Raw genomic sequence first — 17,982 nt, forward strand, 5'->3', positions numbered from 1 at the left:
CGTTTGGCCGACGGGGGGGCGGGGGGCAAGCGGTTTGCGTCGGGTTGGCGGCGGCGGCGCGCACGGCTAGGGCGACGACGGACTTTTCAGCCGGAATCCCCAGCCATGTCGCAGCGCCCGCCGATCACCGACCTTGCCCTGCGACTGCTGCGCAAGCCCAACGAGGCGCTCGATCCCGAGGAGCGGCGCGTCCTTGCCAGCATCGACGCGGGCACGCTGATCAGCCGCGACGCGGCGGACGAGGCGGATCTGCGCGCGAGTGTCGGCGACCGGCTGGCGGACAAGGTCGCCGCGGTCGGCGGGTCGTGGGGCTTCATCATCGCCTTCACGCTCGTGCTGCTGGGCTGGATGATCCTCAATTCGGACGTGCTCGGCCATTTCGGGCTGGTCTTCGATCCGTATCCCTACATCTTTTTGAACCTGATGCTCTCGACGCTGGCGGCGATCCAGGCACCCGTCATCATGATGAGCCAGAACCGCCAGGCGGCGAAGGACCGGCTGGCCGCGAGCCTGGACTATGAGACGAACCTGCGCGCGGAGCTGGAGATCCTGCGGCTGCACGAGAAGCTCGACCTGCTCGTCGCGGAACGGCTGGCGGGACTGGAAGCGAAAATCGACGGCTTGGCCCAAAGGACCTGAGGCGGCACCGGCCCGCTCCCCCGCCCGGGAGCGGGCCGGTGCCGCTTCCACGTCAGTGGATCAGCCGCTAAAGGCACACGATTATCCGTCAGAGGCGACCATGGCAGGCCATTCCAAGTTCAAGAACATCATGCACCGCAAGGGCGCGCAGGATAAGAAGCGCTCGAGCATGTTTTCCAAGCTGTCCCGCGAAATCACGGTCGCGGCGAAGATGGGTCTCCCCGACCCCGACATGAACCCGCGCCTGCGCGCCGCGATCGCCGCGGCAAAGGCGCAGTCGATGCCCAAGGACAATATCCAGCGCTCGATCGACAAGGCGTCCAAGGGCGACGGCGAGAATTACGAGGAAATCCGCTACGAGGGCTTCGGCCCCGGCGGCGTGTCGCTGATCATCGAGGCGCTGACCGACAACCGCAACCGCACCGCGACCAACGTGCGCACCGCGGTGGCGAAGAACGGGGGCAATCTGGGCGCGAGCGGATCGGTGAGCCACGGCTTCGACCGGATGGGCCTGATCAGTTATCCGGCGAGCGCGGGCGATGCCGAGAAGGTGTTCGAGGCGGCGCTGGAGGCGGGCGCGGAGGATGTGACGTCGAGCGAGGACGGCCACGAGATCTGGACCGCGACGGGGGACCTGCACGAGGTCGCCAAGGCGCTGGAGCCGGTGCTCGGCGAGGCGGAGGGCGCGAAGCTTGCCTGGCGCCCGCAGACGATGGTCGCGGTGGCGGAAGGCGATGCGGCGACGTTGTTCAAGCTGATCGACGCGCTCGACGACGACGACGACGTGCAGACCGTATGGGGGAACTACGAGGTTTCCGACGAGGTGATGGAGAAGCTGGGCTAAAAGCCCCTCCTCTTCAGAGGAGGGGTTGGGGTGGAGGACGCCGGATGACGCTCGATCGGATCGGGAAGAATGCTCGCGCCAACCGCCATAATCCAACTGAGCCCGAGGCGCGGCTATGGCGACACCTGTCGGCCTCCCGCCTCGGTGGTTTGAAATTCCGGCGTCAGCATCCTGTCGAAAGCTGGATCGTCGATTTCTTCTGCGCGTCGGTCGCGCTGGGGGTGGAAATTGATGGCCATACGCACGATGCGGAGGATGATGCCCGCCGCGATGCCTACTTCCGCGAACGGCTTGGGATTGAGATGCTGCGCTTCACCAACACCGACGTGATGACGAACATGGACGGTGTGTTGCACGCGATCCTGACGCGCGCAAAGTCGCTACCGCCGCGCTGGATCCCGAGCGGCGGCCTCCACCCCAACCCCTCCTCTGAAGAGGAGGGGCTTTGATCATCCTCGGTCTTGACCCGGGGCTCGGCACGACGGGCTGGGGGGTGATCCATGCGGATGGCAATCGCCTGAGCCATATCGCCAACGGGCAGATCAGGACCGATCCGTCGATGCCGCTGCCGCGACGGCTGGCGAACCTCAATGCGGCGCTGACCGACGTCATCCTTGCCGAAAAGCCCGATGGCGCGGCGGTGGAGGAGGTGCTGGGCAACACCAACGCGCAATCGACGCTGAAGCTGGGGCAGGCGCGCGGCGTCGTGTTGCTGACTGCGGCGAACGCCGGGCTGCTCGTCGGCGAATATCACCCCTCGACGGTCAAGAAGGCGGTGGTCGGCACGGGCGGCGCGGAGAAACGGCAGATCCAGGCGATGATGGCGGTGCTGCTGCCCGGCGCGAAGCTGGCGGGGCCGGACGCCGCCGACGCGCTGGCGGTGGCGATCACGCACGCGCATCATCTGGCGAGCGCGGCCGGCATGGCGCGCCGGGCAAGGATTACGGCATGATCGCGCATCTGAAGGGCCGCCTCGATTCGACGGGCATCGACCATGCGGTGATCGACGTCGGCGGCGTCGGCTATCTCGTCGGCGCCTCGTCGCGCACGCTCGCCGCGATCGGCCCGGTCGGCGAGGCGGCGACCTTGTTCACCGAGATGCTGGTCGGCGAGGATTTTCTGCGCCTGGTCGGCTTTGCGACCGCGGGCGAGCGCGACTGGTTCCGGCTGCTGACCGGGGTGCAGGGCGTGGGCGCGCGCGTCGCGCTGGCGATCCTGTCGGCGCTGGAGCCGGCGGAACTGTCGCGCGCGGTTGCGGCGCAGGACAAGGCGATGGTCGCGCGCGCCAATGGCGTCGGGCCGAAACTCGCCGAGCGGATCGTGCGCGAGCTGAAGGACAAGGTCGGCGCGGTCGCGACGCTGGGGCCGGCGGCCGCGTCGCAGATCGCGCCCGTGGGAGCGAGCGCGGATGCGGTGTCGGCGTTGCTCAACCTCGGCTTCCGCCCCGCCGAGGCGGCGAGCGCGGTCGGCGCGGCGGAGGAGGAACTGGGGCCGGGCGCGACGCTCGACGCGTTGGTGCGGCTGGCGCTGCGCAAGGCGGCGAAAGGCTGACCCTCAGCGGGGCGACGACGCGCCGCAGACGTCGGCCGGCGTCGGTCCCCTGGTCAGCACGAGCGTGACGATCGACCGCGGCGGGGCGGCGACGCCCGCGACGCAGGCGGCGTCGTGCGTCGCGTCGGTCAACACCGTCTGTACGCGCCAGCCCGTCGGCACGACGAGCCGCCGCGCCATGGGTGCGGGGTTGACGTGCACCATCACCAGCCGGTCGCCGCCGGGCGACAGCGCGCCCGCCGTATCCATATCGTCGACCGGTACCAGCCGGTAGCCCGGGCGGATGAAGCGGCTGAACTGCGCCATCGCCCAGTATTTGCGGGTGACGTACAGCGGGTGCGGGCCGCCGGCGAGGCTGCGCTGGTCCGCCTTGACGAGGCCCCAGTTGCTGCCCGCCGCGCCGTCGCGCGCGCTGAGGTCCTCGACCGCCTGCCAGAAGACCCAGGCGGCGGGCTCCAGCCGCTTCAAGTCGCCGACGACATGCTCGGCGAAGGCGAGCGGGCTCGCCATGCCGTCAAAATTTTCCGGGTCGCCCGCCAGCGGCGCGTCATTCTCGCTCATCCACAGGCGGATGCCGCTCGACCGCGCGACGTCGCGCACGCCGGTCTGGTGGATCGCGCCATAGCTGTGGACGTTGAGCTGGCCGATCCGCGCGCGCGTCGCGGCGGGATAGCCCGCCCAGTCGGTCAGGAAGGTGTGGGAATTGGTTTCGTCGGGCGCGGCGACGACGGTTTTCAGCCCGCGCGCCTTGAGCGCGGCGTCGCTGGCGTCGATCATCGCGGCCTGGCGCGCGGGGCTCCAGTGCGCGCCCTCCTGCTTGTTCGCGGCGAACCAGTAATCGGTGTTGGGCTCGTTGACGGGCGACAATGTGCGAAAAGCGATGCCGTGACGGCGCTGCAGTTCGTCGACGACGCGCGCCAGATAGGCGGCGAAGGGCGCTTCGAAACCGGGGCGCAGATTGTCGTCGGTCGCCTTGTCCGCGCCGGAAACGCGGCCCGACACGGTCATGAACCAGGGCGGCGAGTTGGAGAAAGCCTCGAAGATCGGCGCCTCGACACGCGCCTTGATCGCGCCGAGCCACCAGCGCTGGTTCGCATCCTGCGTCCAGTCCCACATCGTCGGATCGTCCGCGCGCCACCAGTCGCGGCCCGTCGCGCCCGCAGGCTTGCGCCAGAAGCCCGGCACCGCGCCGCCCGCGCGCAGATAGGCGGGCGTGTCCGCGGCATTGCCACCGCCGATATTGTAGCGCGCGATCGTCCAGCCGAGCCCGCCCTTGCCGTAGAACAGATCGGCGAGCCGTGTCCGCTCCGCCTCCGGCCAGCCGCCGCTGAGGTTGGCGAACCAGGCGAGCGCGGTGCCCCAGCCTTCGAACCGGGTGGACGGGCGATCGACCGCCGGGCGCAGCGTGACGGTGACCGGCGCGTCCTGCGCCGGAGCGGGGGCCGGGGCAACGGCGGACGCTGCGGATGCGGCGCCTGCCGCCAGCAGGACGGCGAGGCGCACGCACCGCATCGTCAGACCTGCTGGTCGGGCAGGGCGTTGGTCGGCCGCGAGCCCACCAGCGCATAGAACAGCACGTAGAGCGCGCAGCCCGCCGGTATCAGGAAGCCCCAGTGCAGACCGTAGGCATCACCGATCTTGCCCTGGATCGAGGCGAGCGCGCCGCCCGCGATCGACATGATAAGGAGGCCCGAGCCTTCCTCGGTCAGCGGGCCTAGGCCGCGGATCGCCAGCGCGAAGATCGCCGGGAACATGATCGAGATGCCGAGACCCGATACGATCAGGCCGTACATCGCCAATGGCCCGGTCACGAGCGCGGCGGTCAACGTGCCGGCCAGGGCGATGAGCGAGAAGAGCGCCAGGACATGCTGTGCCGCGATCTTGCGCATCAGCGCGGCGCCGGCGAACCGGCCGACCATCATGCCGCCCCAGAAGAAGAGGAGGTAGGATGCCGCATGGTCCTGCGCGAGGTTGGCGACATCGGGTTGCGACACGAAGTTGATGAAATAGCTGCTGACGCCGATCTCGCCGAGCACGCAGAGCGCGATGCCGACGCAGCCGAGGATCAGGTTGCGGTGGCTCCACAGCGACAGACCCTTGCGGTCCTCCGCATTGGCGCGCTGCGTTGCGGCGCCCAGCGCGGGCAGTTTCGCCCGGGCGATCAGGATCGCCAGCAGCGCCAGCACGATCGCGACGATCAGATAGGGCAGTTCCGTCGCCTGCGCGTCGGCCATGCGCTGCGCCTCGGTCAGTTGCGTGCCGTGCGCCGCGGTGCCGGCGGTGGTGCGCGCGAGGATCAGATATTTCCCGAAGATGATCGCCAGCACATCGCCGGTGGTGTTGAAAGCCTGGACCAGCGTCAGCCGCCCCTCCGCGGTTTCCGGCGGGCCGATCACCGCGACATAGGGGTTTGCGGCCACCTGCAGCAGCGCGATGCCGCACGACACGACGAACAGCGACGCGACGGTGACGCCGTACGACACCATCGATGCCGCCAGGATCATGCCGAGCGAGCCGAGCGTCATGACGCCCAGACCCGTCGTCAGCGCACGCTGATAGCCGATCCGCTCGATCAGCTTCGCCGCCGGGATCGACGCGAGGAGATAGCCGATGAACCATACCGATTCGATCAGCCCGGTCTGGAAGTAATTGAGCTCGAACACGCTGCGCAGGTGCGGCAGCAACGTATTGTTGATGACGGTGATGAAGCCCCACATGAAGAACAGCGAGGCGAGCAGCGCGAGTGCGGGGCCGTATGACGCCGACGGGCCCGTCCCCCCTCTCGCTGCGGTATTGGCAACCATCGGTCCGGGCATGATCCTCTCCTTGGGTTCGCAACGCGGGTGCGACCGGGACCGACACTAAACCTGCATCTTCCCCCGGCACAATCGCTTGCGCTCTTATATGTCTGACTATATGCCGTCCAAGACACGGTCAATCGGGAAACGGCCGGTCGGGAGGAGAACGATGCGAAAGGTTGCCACGCTGCTGTCGTCTGCCGTCCTTGCGAGCCTGCTGGCGCCGGGGGCGGTGTCCGCATCGACCGCGACGCGCGGCGCATTCGGCCAATTGCCGGACGGAACGAAGATCGAGGCGGTGACGCTGACCGGCGCGAACGGCGTGCGGGCGCGCATCATGACGCTGGGCGCGACGCTGCAATCGTTCGAGGTGCCCGACCGCAACGGCAAGGCCGCCGACATCACGCTCGGCCACGACACCGCGGCGGAATATGTGACGCAGCCCAATTTCTGGGGGCAGACGGTCGGCCGCTACGCCAATCGGATCGCGGGCGGCAGGTTCGTGCTGGACGGCAAGACATACCAGCTGCCGCTCAACGACAAGACCAACTCGCTGCACGGCGGCACCACCGGTTTCGACAAGGCGGTGTGGCGGATCGTGTCGGTGAAACAGGGGCCGCAGGCGAGCGTGACGATGGCGCTGACCAGCCCGGCGGGCGACCAGGGTTATCCCGGCACGCTGAACGTCACGGCGACCTACACGCTGGACGACAATGGCGCGCTGACCATCGACATGGATGCGAAGACCGATGCGCCGACGATCGTCAACCTGACCAACCACGCGCTTTTCAACCTGGCGGGCGAGGGATCGCAGGGCGGCATCTACGCGCAGCGGATGACGGTGCCGGCGGCGCGCTACACCCCCGTCGACGCCGCCCTGATCCCGACCGGCGAATTGAAGCCGGTGGCGGGCACGCCGTTCGATTTCACGCAGGGACGCGTGATCGGCCAGGACATCCGCGACGGCCGCGACCCGCAGATCGTGCTCGGCCGCGGCTACGACCATAATTTCGTGCTGGACAAGGGGCGCACCGCCGAACCCAAGCTGGCCGCACGGGTCGAGGATGCGGCATCGGGCCGCGTGCTCGAGGTACTGACCACCGAGCCGGGCGTGCAATTCTACACCGGCAATTTCCTCGACGGCACGATCGTCGGCAAGCAGGGCCACGTCTATCGCATGGGCGACGCCTTCGCGCTGGAGCCACAGGTGTTCCCCGACACGCCCAACCATCCCGCCTTCGGATCGGCGCGCGTCGACCCGGGCAAGCCCTATCACCACCGCATGATCTATCGCGTCTCCGTGGCGCGCTGACCGGAGCCTATCCATGACCACCGAGGCCCAGACGGGCGACGCCCCGAAGCAGCTGCGCAGCCGCGCCTGGTTCGACAATCCGGCGAACATCGACATGACCGCGCTCTATCTAGAGCGCTACCTGAACTTCGGCCTCAGCCTCGAGGAACTGCGCTCGGGCAAGCCGATCATCGGCATCGCGCAGACCGGCAGCGACCTCAGCCCATGCAACCGCCATCACCTGGTGCTGGCGGAGCGGGTGCGCGAGGGCATTCGCGAGGCGGGCGGCATCGCGATCGAATTCCCGGTCCATCCGATCCAGGAAACCGGCAAGCGGCCGACCGCGGGGCTGGACCGCAACCTCGCCTATCTGGGTATCGTCGAGGTCTTGTACGGCTATCCGCTCGACGGCGTCGTACTGACGATCGGGTGTGACAAGACGACGCCTGCCTGCCTGATGGCGGCGGCGACGGTGAACATCCCGGCGATCGCGCTGTCGGTCGGCCCGATGCTCAACGGCTGGCACAAGGGCGAGCGGACGGGCAGCGGCACGATCGTGTGGAAGGCGCGCCAGCTGCTCGCGGCGGGCGAGATCGACGATGCGGAATTCATCCGCCTCGTCGCCTCGTCGGCGCCGTCGACCGGCTATTGCAACACGATGGGCACCGCGACGACGATGAACAGCCTGGCCGAGGCGCTGGGCATGTCGCTGCCCGGATCGGCGGCGATCCCCGCGCCCTATCGCGACCGCCAGGAAGTCGCGTGGCGCACCGGCAAGCGCATCGTCGATATGGTGCACGAGGATCTGAAGCCCTCCGACATCCTGACGAAGGAGGCGTTCCATAACGCCATCCGCGTCAATTCGGCGATCGGCGGATCGACCAACGCGCCGATCCACCTCGCGGCGCTGGCGCGCCACGTCGGCGTCGACCTGCCGCTGACGGACTGGCAGGAGCAGGGCCATGACGTGCCCTTGCTCGTCAACCTGCAGCCGGCGGGCGAGTATCTGGGCGAGGATTATTACCGCGCCGGCGGCGTCCCCGCGGTGGTCAACCAGCTGATGGCGCAGGGGCTGATCCACGAGGACGCAATCACCGCCAACGGCCGCACGATGGGCGACAATTGCCGTGGGTGCGCGATCGAGGACGAGGCGGTGATCCGCCCGTATGACCGGCCGCTGAAGGAGCGCGCGGGCTTCATCGTCCTGTCGGGCAATCTGTTCGACGCGGCGATCATGAAGACCAGCGTCATCTCCGACGAATTCCGCGACCGGTATCTGTCCAACCCCGACGATCCCGATGCGTTCGAAGGGCCGGCGATCGTATTCGACGGGCCGGAGGATTATCACCACCGGATCGACGACCCCTCGCTCGGCATCACGCCCGCGACGGTGATGTTCATGCGCGGCGCGGGGCCGGTCGGCTATCCGGGCGCGGCGGAAGTCGTCAACATGCGCCCGCCCGCCTATCTCATCACCGAAGGCGTGCATGCTCTGCCCTGCGTCGGCGACGGCCGCCAGTCGGGGACCAGCGGCAGCCCGTCGATCCTCAACGCCTCGCCCGAAGCGGCGGCGATGGGCGGCCTTGCGCTGCTGCAGACGGGCGACCGGGTGCGCATCGACCTCAACAAGGGGACGGTCGACGTTCTGATCCCCGATGCGGAACTCGCGGAGCGTCGCGCCGCGCTGGCGGCGGCGGGCGGCTACCCCTATCCCGCCTCGCAGACGCCGTGGCAGGAAATTCAGCGGTCCGTCGTCGGCCAGATGAACACCGGCGCGATCCTGGAAGGCGCGGAGAAGTATCAGCGGATCGCACAGACGATGGGGCTGCCGCGCGACAACCACTGATCGGCGATCACCGGCACGCGATGGACGGGCGCCCCGCCAGATCGGCGGGGCGCCCGTTTCGCATTCCGCCGGCCGGGGGTTGAACACGATCCTTTATCGGCTATTGTCAGACAAAGAAGATGCGATCCGATCGCAACGATCATGGGAGAGACTATGCGGGCGCTGATGTTGGCGGGGGCGGGGCTGGTCGGCCTGATGGCGGGCGCGGCGCATGCGCAGGACGGCGCGCCGCAGGTGCAGCCGGTGCAGGTCGACGCCAGCCGTCCCGACTGGGAAAATCCCGCGGTCAATTACATCGGCAAGGAGCCCGCCCGCGCCACCGGCTTCCCCTACGAAAGCCGCGCGCAGGCCGTCGCCAACGATCCCGCCCGGTCGAAGCGGTTCCTGTCGCTCAACGGTGCGTGGCAATTCGCGCTGTCGCCCAACGCCGACCAATTGCCCACAGGGTTCGAACAGCCGGGCTATGACGCATCGGGCTGGAAGACGATCAAGGTCCCCGCCGACTGGCAGGCGGAGGGGTTCGACCAGCCGCGCTATAACAACATCACCTATCCCTTTCCCGCCAACCGTCCGCTGATCCCGCACGCCACCGATCCGGTGGGATCGTACCGGCGCGACGTCGACCTGCCCGCCAATTGGCAGGGAAGCGACGTGCTGCTTCATATCGGCGCAGCGGGATCGGCGTACACCGTGTGGGTCAACGGGCAGAAGGTCGGCTATTCGGAAGATTCGAAGCTGCCGAGCGAATTCGACGTCACGCGCTTCGTCCATCCGGGCAAGAACGTGGTCGCAATCCAGGTCGTCCGCTGGTCCGACGGCAGTTACCTCGAGGATCAGGATTTCTGGCGCGTGTCGGGGATCGAGCGTGACGTCTATTTGATCGCCGCGCCGGCGACGCGCATCCGCGACTTCTTCGTCCACGCCGGGCTCGATCCCGCCTATCGCGACGGCACACTGGCGGTCGACCTCGCGGTGACGCCGGGGGCGGCGACGTCGGCGCGCTATGTGCTGATGGACGGGGACCGCATCGTTGCGGAGGGGCGCCGGCCGGTCGCGGCGGGCAAGGCGGATCGCACGCTGACGCTGACCGGGACGGTGCCGGGGGTGAAGCCGTGGACCGCGGAGACGCCAAACCTCTACACTTTGCTGGTCGAGCTTTACGACAACAAGGGCGCGCTGGCGCAGTCGACGTCGGCGCGGATCGGCTTCCGCACCGTCGCGATCATCGACGGCCGCGTCACCGTCAACGGCAGGCCGATCACGATCCGCGGCGCGAACCGTCACGAGCACGACCCCGAGACGTTCCACGTCGTCAGCCGCGCGTTGATGGAAAAGGACGTGCAGCTGATGAAGCGCAACAACGTCAACGCCATCCGCACCTCGCACTATCCGAACGACCCGTATCTCTACGAACTCGCCGATCGCTACGGCCTCTATGTGATGGACGAGGCGAATATCGAGAGCCACGCGTACATGGATTACGCGAACAAGCATCCCGACGACCGCGCCAAATATCAGGTCGGCTTCGATCCCGCGTGGAAGGACGCGCACGTGTCGCGCGTCGTCAACATGGTCGAGCGCGACAAGAACCATCCCTCGATCATCTTCTGGTCGCTGGGCAACGAGGCGGGCATCGGCCCCAATTTCGAGGCGGCCGCCGCGGCGGCGAAGGCGCGCGATCCGTCGCGCCTCGTCAGCTACCTTGGCTGGGGGACGTGGGACGGGATCCACGATCATCGGCCCAACTGGTTCGCCGATATCTATGCGCCGATGTACGATCCGGCGGTGAAGATGGCGGATTATGCGAAGAACTGGACGTTCAAGCAGCCGATGATCCAGTGCGAATATGCGCATATGATGGGTCAGTCGGGCGGCGACCTGAAGGACTATTGGGACACGATCTACGCGCATCCCGACAAACTGCAGGGCGGCTTCGTGTGGGACTGGGTCGACCAGTCGATGTATCGTTACACCAAGGACGGGCGGCGGTACTGGGGCGACGGCGGCGAATATGGCCCCAACCCCGGCGGCGACATCGAATTCGGTGATGGGCTGCTACAATCGGATCGCACCCCCAATCCACAGTTGTACGAGCTGCGCAAGGTCTATGCGCCGGTGCAGTTCGACGGCTTCGACGCCGCGAGCGGCCGCGTCACGGTGCGCAACCGCCACGATTTCCGCGACCTGTCGGGCTTTACGTTCGACTGGGTGCTCGACGAAGATGGCGTCGCGGTGGCGCGGGGCGCGTTGCCGGCGCTGACCACCGCGGCGCGCAGCGCGGAGGTCGTGACGCTGCCGCTGGCGGGCTATGCGCGCAAGCCGGGGGCGGAATATTTCGTGACGGTCAATGTACGCAGCAGGGATGGCGCGGTGCCCGGCGTCGCCGGCGGGACGCTGGTCGGGTTCGAGCAGTTCGCGCTCGGCGCTTCGCCCGGCGGCACGCCCCGGGCTCCGCTGCCGGCGGGGATGCCGGGCGCGCAGCTGCGAGAGACGCGCGACGCCGTGACGCTGTCGCTGGGCGATGCGGCGCTGGTCGTCGATCGCCGGACGGGGCTGATCCGCAGCTACGGGCGCGGCGGCAAGGTGCTGCTGACCGGCGGCACCCCGCATTTCTGGCGCGCGGTGACCGATAACGACATCGGTATCGGCGTCGACAAGCAGCTCGCGGTGTGGAAGGCGATGAGCGACACGCGCCGCGTGACGGCGGTGCGGAGCAGGCGCAACGGCGGCGGGGCAGAGGTGGCGGTCGATTACGCGCTCGGCGACGGGGCGGCGACATTCACCACCACCTACACGATGGCGGCCGACGGCGGCGTCGCGGTGGCGGGGCAGTTGACGCCGGTGAAGACCGATCTGCCGCCGCCGTTCCGCGTCGGGTTCGCCTTCGCGATGCCGACCGACATCACGACGGTCGAATGGTATGGCCGCGGGCCGCACGAAAGCTACGTCGACCGCAAGACGAGCGCGCCGATCGGCCTGTGGCGGGGCAAGATCGCGGAGCAGAACCACGACTTCATCCGCCCGCAGGAAACCGGCAACAAGGTCGACGTGCGCTGGATGGAACTGTCGGGCGTCGGCGCGAACGGCGCTGCGGGCCTGCGCGTCGAGGGCGATGCGCCGCTGATGATGAACGCGCTCGCCTTCCCCTATGCCGACCTCGATCGGCATACCCCGGGGACGTGGAAGTCGACCGATATCGTGCCGCACGGGCAGGTCACGTTGCTGGTCGATGGCGCGCAATGGGGCGTCGGCGGCGATACGCAGTGGAGCGAATTCGGCAAGCCGCTGCCCCAATATCGCACCAAGGCGGAGCCGACGCGCGTCGCCTTCCGCCTGACGCCGTTCACCGGGGACGGGACGACGCCGGACAAGGCGCGGCCCGCCAGCGCGACGGGCGAGGAATGATGCGCGCGCGCCTGCTCTCGCTGCTGCCGCTCGCCGCGGCGGCGTTGATGGCGGCGGACGCGCCCGCGCCGCGCTGGGACACGCCGGGCGACCGCAACCCGCTGCTGCCCGGCTATTTCGCCGATCCCTCGATCGTGCGCGACGGCGGGCGCTGGTACATCCTCGCGACGATCGATCCCTGGGGCGGCGACCGGCTGGGCCTGTGGACGAGCGACAACGGCCGCGACTGGCGCTTCTCGACGCCCGACTGGCCGACCAAGCAGGCCGCGACCAGCCCGACCTCGGGCGATACGAAGGTCTGGGCACCCTCCGTCGTCCGCGCGCCGAACGGCCGCTGGTACATGTACGTGTCGGTCGGCAGCGAGATCTGGGTGGGCAGCGCGCCGTCGCCCGCCGGGCCGTGGCGCGATGCGCACGGCGGCACACCGCTCGTCGCGCGCGACTTCGCCCCCGCCTTTCATATGATCGACGCGGAGGCGTTCGTCGACGACGATGGCCGCGCCTATCTGTATTGGGGATCGGGCCTCAACTGGACCAACGGACATTGCTTCGTCGTCCGGCTGAAGTCCGACATGGTCAGCTTCGACGGCGCGCCGCGCGACGTGACGCCGGCGCATTATTTCGAGGCGCCGTTCATGGTGAAGGCGGGCGGCAAATATCTGCTCACCTACAGCGACGGCAACACGACGAAGGACACGTACAAGGTCCGCTATGCGACCGGCGACACGCCGTTCGGCCCGTTCCGCGAAGGCGCGAACAGCCCGATCCTGCAGACCGACGCGGCGCGCGACATCGTCAGCCCCGGCCATCATGCGGTGTTCCGGTCGGACGGCCACGCCTACATCCTCTATCACCGCCAGGCGCTGCCGTGGCCGCAGGGCGGCGACGCGGTGCTGCGCCAGGTCGCGGTCGATCCGCTGACGCTGGGCCGCGACGGGACGATCGGCACCGTCGTCCCCTCGCACGGCAGCGCGGTCGACGGTTTCGCCGCGCAGCGGACGCGCGGCTTCCGCTGGCGCGCGACGGATGCGGAGGGTGCGAAGGCGGCGGACGACAATTTCGCGACCCTGTGGCGCGGGCGCACGCTGGTCGCCGATCTGGGCGCGCGGCGCGCGGTCAGCGCGACGCGGCTGCTGCCCGAGTTTCCCACGCACACGTACCGCTTCGGGGTGGAGGCGTCGGACGACGGCACCACGTGGCGCAGCATCGCAGCCGTCGCGGCGCGTAGCGGATCGCCGATCGTCGTGCCGCACGCCGTCCAGGCGCGCTACCTGCGTCTCGTCTTCCCGGACGGCGATGGCGCGGCGTGGGAATGGGTGATCGACTAAAGGGCGACGGCGTCGCCCCGGCGCATCGGCCGGGACGACGCCGGGCGTATCATTGCGTCGCGCCGACCGGCCTGGCGGCGGAGACGACGAGCGGGGCCGGCCCCGCATCGGCGAGCGCGAGCGGCACGTCCTCGTCGACGAAGCCCTGCACCGGCGTGCCGACCGCGACGCGCGCGCTGGTGCCGGTCATGAAGAAGCCCGCGGGCAGGAAGACGATCGCGGAGGTCGCGACCGCGCCGACGCCGCCCGCGGTCCCCTTGTCGTCGAATGCGCCGCTGAGGCGGATCTGGCGGCCGTTGACGGTGACGTAGAGCACGCGTGCGTTGAGCTTGCCCGACTTGCCCCACATCCCCTTGTTGCGCACGTCGATCACCTCGCCGACCGCGGGGCTGCCGACGGGGATGACGATCACGTTGTTGACCAGCACCGGCGCGGCGGTTTCCAGGCGGAAACGCTGGCCGACCTTCAGCTTCTTACCCTTCGTGGTCAGTTCTTCCGCCAATTTGAGTGGCACGGGCGTGCCCGTGCGCAGCACCGCCTGCCCCGCGGTGGCGACGGCGGGTACCGGTGCGGCCGGCACCACGGGCGCGACGGGCGCCGCCTGCGCGAACGCCGCCGCCGGCGCGACGAGTGCCGCGCACGCCAAAATCCGTGACATCATGAAATCCCCCGTTCCGTCGATCCGGCCCCCCCGGATCGTCGCGCGGATGATGGCTGGGACGGCGCGCCAGTCAATCGGGAAAGGCTCCGTTGCGAGCCTTTCCCGATCGCTCATTCGACGAAGGGTTCGACGCTGATGTGGCGGCCGCGCAGAAAGGCGTCGGCGACATGGCGCAGCGGCGCGACGTCGACGTCGGACGTGCTCGCCGCGACGATCTCTGCAAAGCGGGCGTAGAGGCCGGGATATTCGCCGTGCAGCGCGTCTTCGGCGACGGGCATCTCGCCGCCGCCGACCGACAGTTCGGAGCCGCCCTTCGCCAGCGTGAGCGTACCGCGGTCGGTCTCGACGACGATGTCCCAGCTTTGCGGCCCTTCCTGCCGGAAATCGAGGTCCATCGCGATGGGCACGTCGGCGGCGTCGCGGAAGGCGATGCGGGCGGCGATCGGCGCGGCGCAGTTCGACGGCACGTCGAGTTCCGCTTCCTCGACGAAGAAGGGGCGCGGCAGGATATGCGTCGCGATCGACAGCGCGTTGATGCCGGGATCGAAAACGCCGAAGCCGCCGGGCTGCCAGATCCACGTCTGCCCCGGATGCCAGACGCGCACGTCCTCGCGCCAGGTGATCGTGACGTTGCGCAGCGTCTTGTCCGCCAGCCATCGCCGCGCCGGCTCGACACCGGGTGCGTAGCGTGAGTGCCAGCTGGCGAACAGGCTGATCCCCTTCGCCTCGGCCGCAACGCGGAGCGCCTCGACCTCCGCCAGCGTCGCGCCGGGCGGCTTTTCGAGGAAGACGTGCCAGCCGTTGGCGATCGCGGTTTCGGCGATGGCGCGGCGGACCTGCGGCGGTGTGCACAGCGCGACCGCGTCGACCGCGACGTCGCTGGCGGCGAGCGCGTGGATGTCGGGAAAGAAGGGCAGCTCGCCCTCCGGCCCGCCGTGGCGGCTGACGGTGGCGACGAGCATGAAGCGCGGATCGGCGGCTATCGCGGGCAGATGCTGGTCGCGCGCGATCTTGCCCATGCCGACGAGCGCGAGGCGGATCGGTGTGCTCACAGCGCGCGCACCGTCACCGGCGCGTCGGCCGCGATGGCGAGCGGATTGCGCAGCGGCAGCGCGAAGGGCGGCGCCTCGATCTCGAACACGTCGCCCGCCTGCGTGCGCACCTGATCGGAAAAGGAAAGCGTCGCGGTGCCGAAGAAGTGGATGTGGAGGTCGCCGGGCCGGCGGAATCCGCCATATTTGAAGTGATGGTATTCGAGATTGGCGAGGCTGTGCGACATATTGTCCTCGCCGGTGAGGAACGGCTTTTCCCACAGCGTCGTCCCGTCGCGGACGATGCGGCTGGTGCCGCGGATGTCGGACGGCACGTCGCCGATCAGCAGTTCGGGGCCGAGCGCGGCCTGGCGCAGCTTCGAATGCGCGAGCCACAGGTAATTGTGCCGTTCGGTCACGTGGTCGCTGAATTCGTTGGCGAGCGCGACGCCGAGGCGGAAGGGCGTGCCGTCGTCACCGATCAGGTAGACGCCCGCAAGCTCGGGCTCCTCGCCGCCGTCCTGCGCGAAGGCGGGCGAGGTCAGCGGCTGTCCGGGGCCGACCAACGCCTGGCCGTCGCCCTTGTAGAACCATTCGGGCTGCTGGCCGATCGCGCCGGCAACAGGCTTGCCGCCCTCAACGCCCTCCAGAAACATGCGCATCGAATCGGTCGGCCGGTCGCTCGACGCCGCGGCCTTGTGCATCGCGTCGCGCCCCTCGGCGGAACCGAGGTGGGTGAGGCCGGTGCCCGCCAGCGTCAGTCGCGCCGCATCGGGATGGTCGATCGCCGGCAGCAGGCGCCCGGCGGCGAGTTCGGCGGCGATATCGACGCGCTCGTCGCTCGCGCGCGTGCGGGCGGCATCGGCCAGCGAGGTGCCCTCGGCGATCGCCGCCTGCGCCAGCGTCAGCGTCGTGTCGACGCCGCGCAGAAAGCGGCTGCCGTCCGCGTCGGACAGGATGACGCGGCGCGTCCCGTCCGGGCCGAGATGCTGCAGGAGACGAAGGGTCATGCCGGGTCCTTGATGGCGGAAACGAAGCGCGCGGCGTCGGCCGCGACATCGGCGGCGACCTTGCCGCTGCGATAGAGGTTGGAGCCGAGCCCGAAGCCGTCGGCACCCGCGGCGCGCCACGTCGGGATCGTCTCCGGCGAAACACCGCCGACCGCGAGTACGGCGACGTCGTGCGGCAGCACCGCGCGCTGCGCCTTGAGCATCGCCGGGCTGGCGCCGTCGGCGGGGAAGAGCTTGAGCGCGGTCGCGCCCGCGGCGAGCGCGGCGAACGCCTCGCTGGGCGTGAAATAGCCGGGTAGCGAGACGAGGCCGCGCGCGGCGCTGGCGCGGATCACCGCGGGATCGGTATTGGGCGAGACGATGAGCTGTCCGCCGGCTGCGGCGACGTCCGCCACCGCGGCTTCGGTGAGGACGGTGCCGGCGCCGACCAGCGCACGGCCGGCGAGCCGGTCGGCGAGCAGGCGGATGCTGTCGAGCGGACGCGGCGAGTTGAGCGGCACCTCGATGAGGGTGATCCCCGCCTCGACCAAGGCATCGCCGATCGCGGGCGCTTCCTCCGGCGTCAGGCCGCGCAGGATCGCGACGAGGGGACAGGCGGCAAAGGCCGCGTGGAAACGATCGATCAGGTCGGTCATCGGATTATCTTCCAAAGGGCGTGCGCGCCGGCGGCGAAGGCGGCGTGGCTGTCGATCGTCGCGGGTGTGCCGCCGCACGCGCGGACCGCGGCGGCGTAAAGGTCGGCGAGCCCGCCGATGGCGAGCAGGTGGACGGTGGCGCCCGGTACGTCGCCGCGCGCGCCGACGTCCGCGCCGATCAGCACGCCGCTGGCGAAGGCGGCGGCATCGTCGGCGGGGAGCGTGCCGAGCAGCACGCGCGCGCGCACCTCGAACAAGGCGGTGGCGAGGTCGCGCGCGCCGGCCCCGCGCGCGATACCGGCGCGAAAGGCATCGCCATCCGCCACCGCGCCGTCGAGCATGCCGGCGAGGATGCCATGGCCCTTGACGAGCGAGAACAGCTCGCCCGTCATCGCCGTCGCGATATCGGTGATGCGGCCGCCGCGCAGTGCGATCCATTTGTTATGCGTGCCCGGCTGCGCAAGCAGCGCATCGGCGGGAACGAGGCCGGCGGCGACCGCGCCGAGCGCCTGCACCTCCTCGCCGCGCATCACGTCGGCACGCGCGCCGGTCAGCGCGACGCCGGGGACGATCGCGATATCGTCGGGCAGGCGCAGGCAGGCGGCGGCGAGCGCGTCGAGGCCGGCGGGAGCGGCGACGTAGGCCGCCTCGTGCCAGCCGCGCGTCGAGCCGACCATGCCGACCGCGATCACCGGCAGCATGCCCCAGCGGCGGCGAAAGGCGGCGATGTCGCGCGGATAGTCGTCGGCCGCCATCGCCAGAACGCCGCGATCGTCCCGGATCGTGTCACGCACCGCGCCATCCGCAGCCAGCAGATAGGCGCGGCGGTTGGTCGTTCCCCAGTCGATCGCAATGCAGGCGTCGCTCACCGGCGCAGGCGCTCCTCTTCCTATTTGTTGGACAATATCCCGGGCGCAGCGGCGGGGTCAAGCGACTTGGCTCG

At 69.4% G+C, this 17,982-nt stretch carries 16 protein-coding genes; 9 read left to right on the forward strand and 7 right to left on the reverse strand.

Features of this window, described 5'->3' with window-relative positions; translation table 11 throughout:
• Positions 1 to 105: 105 nt before the first annotated feature.
• The 5 genes from DM480_RS08570 to ruvA all read left to right on the forward strand — a co-directional run bounded on the left by DM480_RS08570 (position 106) and on the right by ruvA (position 3,034).
• Positions 106 to 639, forward strand: a complete 534-nt coding sequence (locus DM480_RS08570) for a DUF1003 domain-containing protein (RefSeq protein ID WP_115378455.1) — start codon at positions 106 to 108, stop codon at positions 637 to 639.
• 100 nt (positions 640 to 739) lie between these two features.
• Positions 740 to 1,483: a YebC/PmpR family DNA-binding transcriptional regulator gene (locus tag DM480_RS08575; RefSeq protein ID WP_115378456.1), complete on the forward strand. Its 744-nt coding sequence runs from the start codon at positions 740 to 742 to the stop codon at positions 1,481 to 1,483.
• A 44-nt stretch (positions 1,484 to 1,527) separates the two neighbouring features.
• Positions 1,528 to 1,932, forward strand: coding sequence for an endonuclease domain-containing protein (locus DM480_RS08580; RefSeq protein WP_115378457.1), 405 nt, complete (start codon positions 1,528 to 1,530; stop codon positions 1,930 to 1,932).
• Complete coding sequence (gene ruvC, locus DM480_RS08585) at positions 1,929 to 2,435, forward strand: crossover junction endodeoxyribonuclease RuvC (protein ID WP_115378458.1); 507 nt, start codon at positions 1,929 to 1,931, stop codon at positions 2,433 to 2,435. Before DM480_RS08580 ends, ruvC begins: the two co-directional genes overlap by 4 nt.
• Complete coding sequence (gene ruvA / locus DM480_RS08590) at positions 2,432 to 3,034, forward strand: Holliday junction branch migration protein RuvA (protein ID WP_115378459.1); 603 nt, start codon at positions 2,432 to 2,434, stop codon at positions 3,032 to 3,034. The genes ruvC and ruvA overlap by 4 nt, the downstream gene beginning before the upstream one ends.
• Before the next feature lie 3 nt (positions 3,035 to 3,037).
• On the opposite strand, the gene DM480_RS08595 is transcribed toward ruvA, so the two are convergent.
• Complete coding sequence (locus DM480_RS08595) at positions 3,038 to 4,546, reverse strand: glycoside hydrolase (RefSeq protein ID WP_115378460.1); 1,509 nt, start codon at positions 4,544 to 4,546, stop codon at positions 3,038 to 3,040.
• 2 nt (positions 4,547 to 4,548) lie between these two features.
• Positions 4,549 to 5,850, reverse strand: coding sequence for a sugar MFS transporter (locus DM480_RS08600; RefSeq protein WP_115378461.1), 1,302 nt, complete (start codon positions 5,848 to 5,850; stop codon positions 4,549 to 4,551).
• Between the two features lie 151 nt (positions 5,851 to 6,001).
• On the opposite strand from DM480_RS08600, the gene DM480_RS08605 reads away from it, so the two are divergent.
• The 4 genes from DM480_RS08605 to DM480_RS08620 all read left to right on the forward strand — a co-directional run bounded on the left by DM480_RS08605 (position 6,002) and on the right by DM480_RS08620 (position 13,702).
• Complete coding sequence (locus DM480_RS08605; protein WP_115378462.1) at positions 6,002 to 7,144, forward strand: aldose epimerase family protein; 1,143 nt, start codon at positions 6,002 to 6,004, stop codon at positions 7,142 to 7,144.
• Positions 7,145 to 7,157: 13 nt separating this feature from the next.
• Positions 7,158 to 8,969 (forward strand): IlvD/Edd family dehydratase, encoded by a 1,812-nt coding sequence (locus DM480_RS08610; RefSeq protein WP_115378463.1) that lies wholly within the window; start codon positions 7,158 to 7,160, stop codon positions 8,967 to 8,969.
• Positions 8,970 to 9,122: 153 nt separating this feature from the next.
• Positions 9,123 to 12,374: a glycoside hydrolase family 2 TIM barrel-domain containing protein gene (locus DM480_RS08615; protein WP_115378464.1), complete on the forward strand. Its 3,252-nt coding sequence runs from the start codon at positions 9,123 to 9,125 to the stop codon at positions 12,372 to 12,374.
• Positions 12,371 to 13,702 (forward strand): family 43 glycosylhydrolase, encoded by a 1,332-nt coding sequence (locus DM480_RS08620; RefSeq protein ID WP_115378465.1) that lies wholly within the window; start codon positions 12,371 to 12,373, stop codon positions 13,700 to 13,702. Before DM480_RS08615 ends, DM480_RS08620 begins: the two co-directional genes overlap by 4 nt.
• Positions 13,703 to 13,751: 49 nt before the next feature.
• On the opposite strand, the gene DM480_RS08625 is transcribed toward DM480_RS08620, so the two are convergent.
• From DM480_RS08625 to DM480_RS08645, 5 genes are all read right to left on the reverse strand, one after another.
• On the reverse strand, positions 13,752 to 14,363 hold the full coding sequence (locus DM480_RS08625) for a hypothetical protein (RefSeq protein WP_405053274.1): 612 nt from the start codon (positions 14,361 to 14,363) through the stop codon (positions 13,752 to 13,754).
• Positions 14,364 to 14,473: 110 nt separating this feature from the next.
• Entirely contained in the window at positions 14,474 to 15,382 is a 909-nt protein-coding gene (locus DM480_RS08630) for a Gfo/Idh/MocA family protein (RefSeq protein WP_232834196.1), read from the reverse strand.
• A 29-nt stretch (positions 15,383 to 15,411) separates the two neighbouring features.
• Entirely contained in the window at positions 15,412 to 16,404 is a 993-nt protein-coding gene (araD1, locus tag DM480_RS08635; RefSeq protein WP_115378467.1) for an AraD1 family protein, read from the reverse strand.
• Positions 16,401 to 17,039, reverse strand: a complete 639-nt coding sequence (locus DM480_RS08640) for a 2-dehydro-3-deoxy-6-phosphogalactonate aldolase (protein WP_115378468.1) — start codon at positions 17,037 to 17,039, stop codon at positions 16,401 to 16,403. Before DM480_RS08640 ends, araD1 begins: the two co-directional genes overlap by 4 nt.
• Positions 17,036 to 17,908, reverse strand: a complete 873-nt coding sequence (locus DM480_RS08645) for a 2-dehydro-3-deoxygalactonokinase (RefSeq protein ID WP_115378469.1) — start codon at positions 17,906 to 17,908, stop codon at positions 17,036 to 17,038. Before DM480_RS08645 ends, DM480_RS08640 begins: the two co-directional genes overlap by 4 nt.
• Between the last annotated feature and the right edge of the window lie 74 nt (positions 17,909 to 17,982).

Source organism: Sphingomonas sp. FARSPH (genome assembly GCF_003355005.1).
GTDB lineage: Bacteria > Pseudomonadota > Alphaproteobacteria > Sphingomonadales > Sphingomonadaceae > Sphingomonas.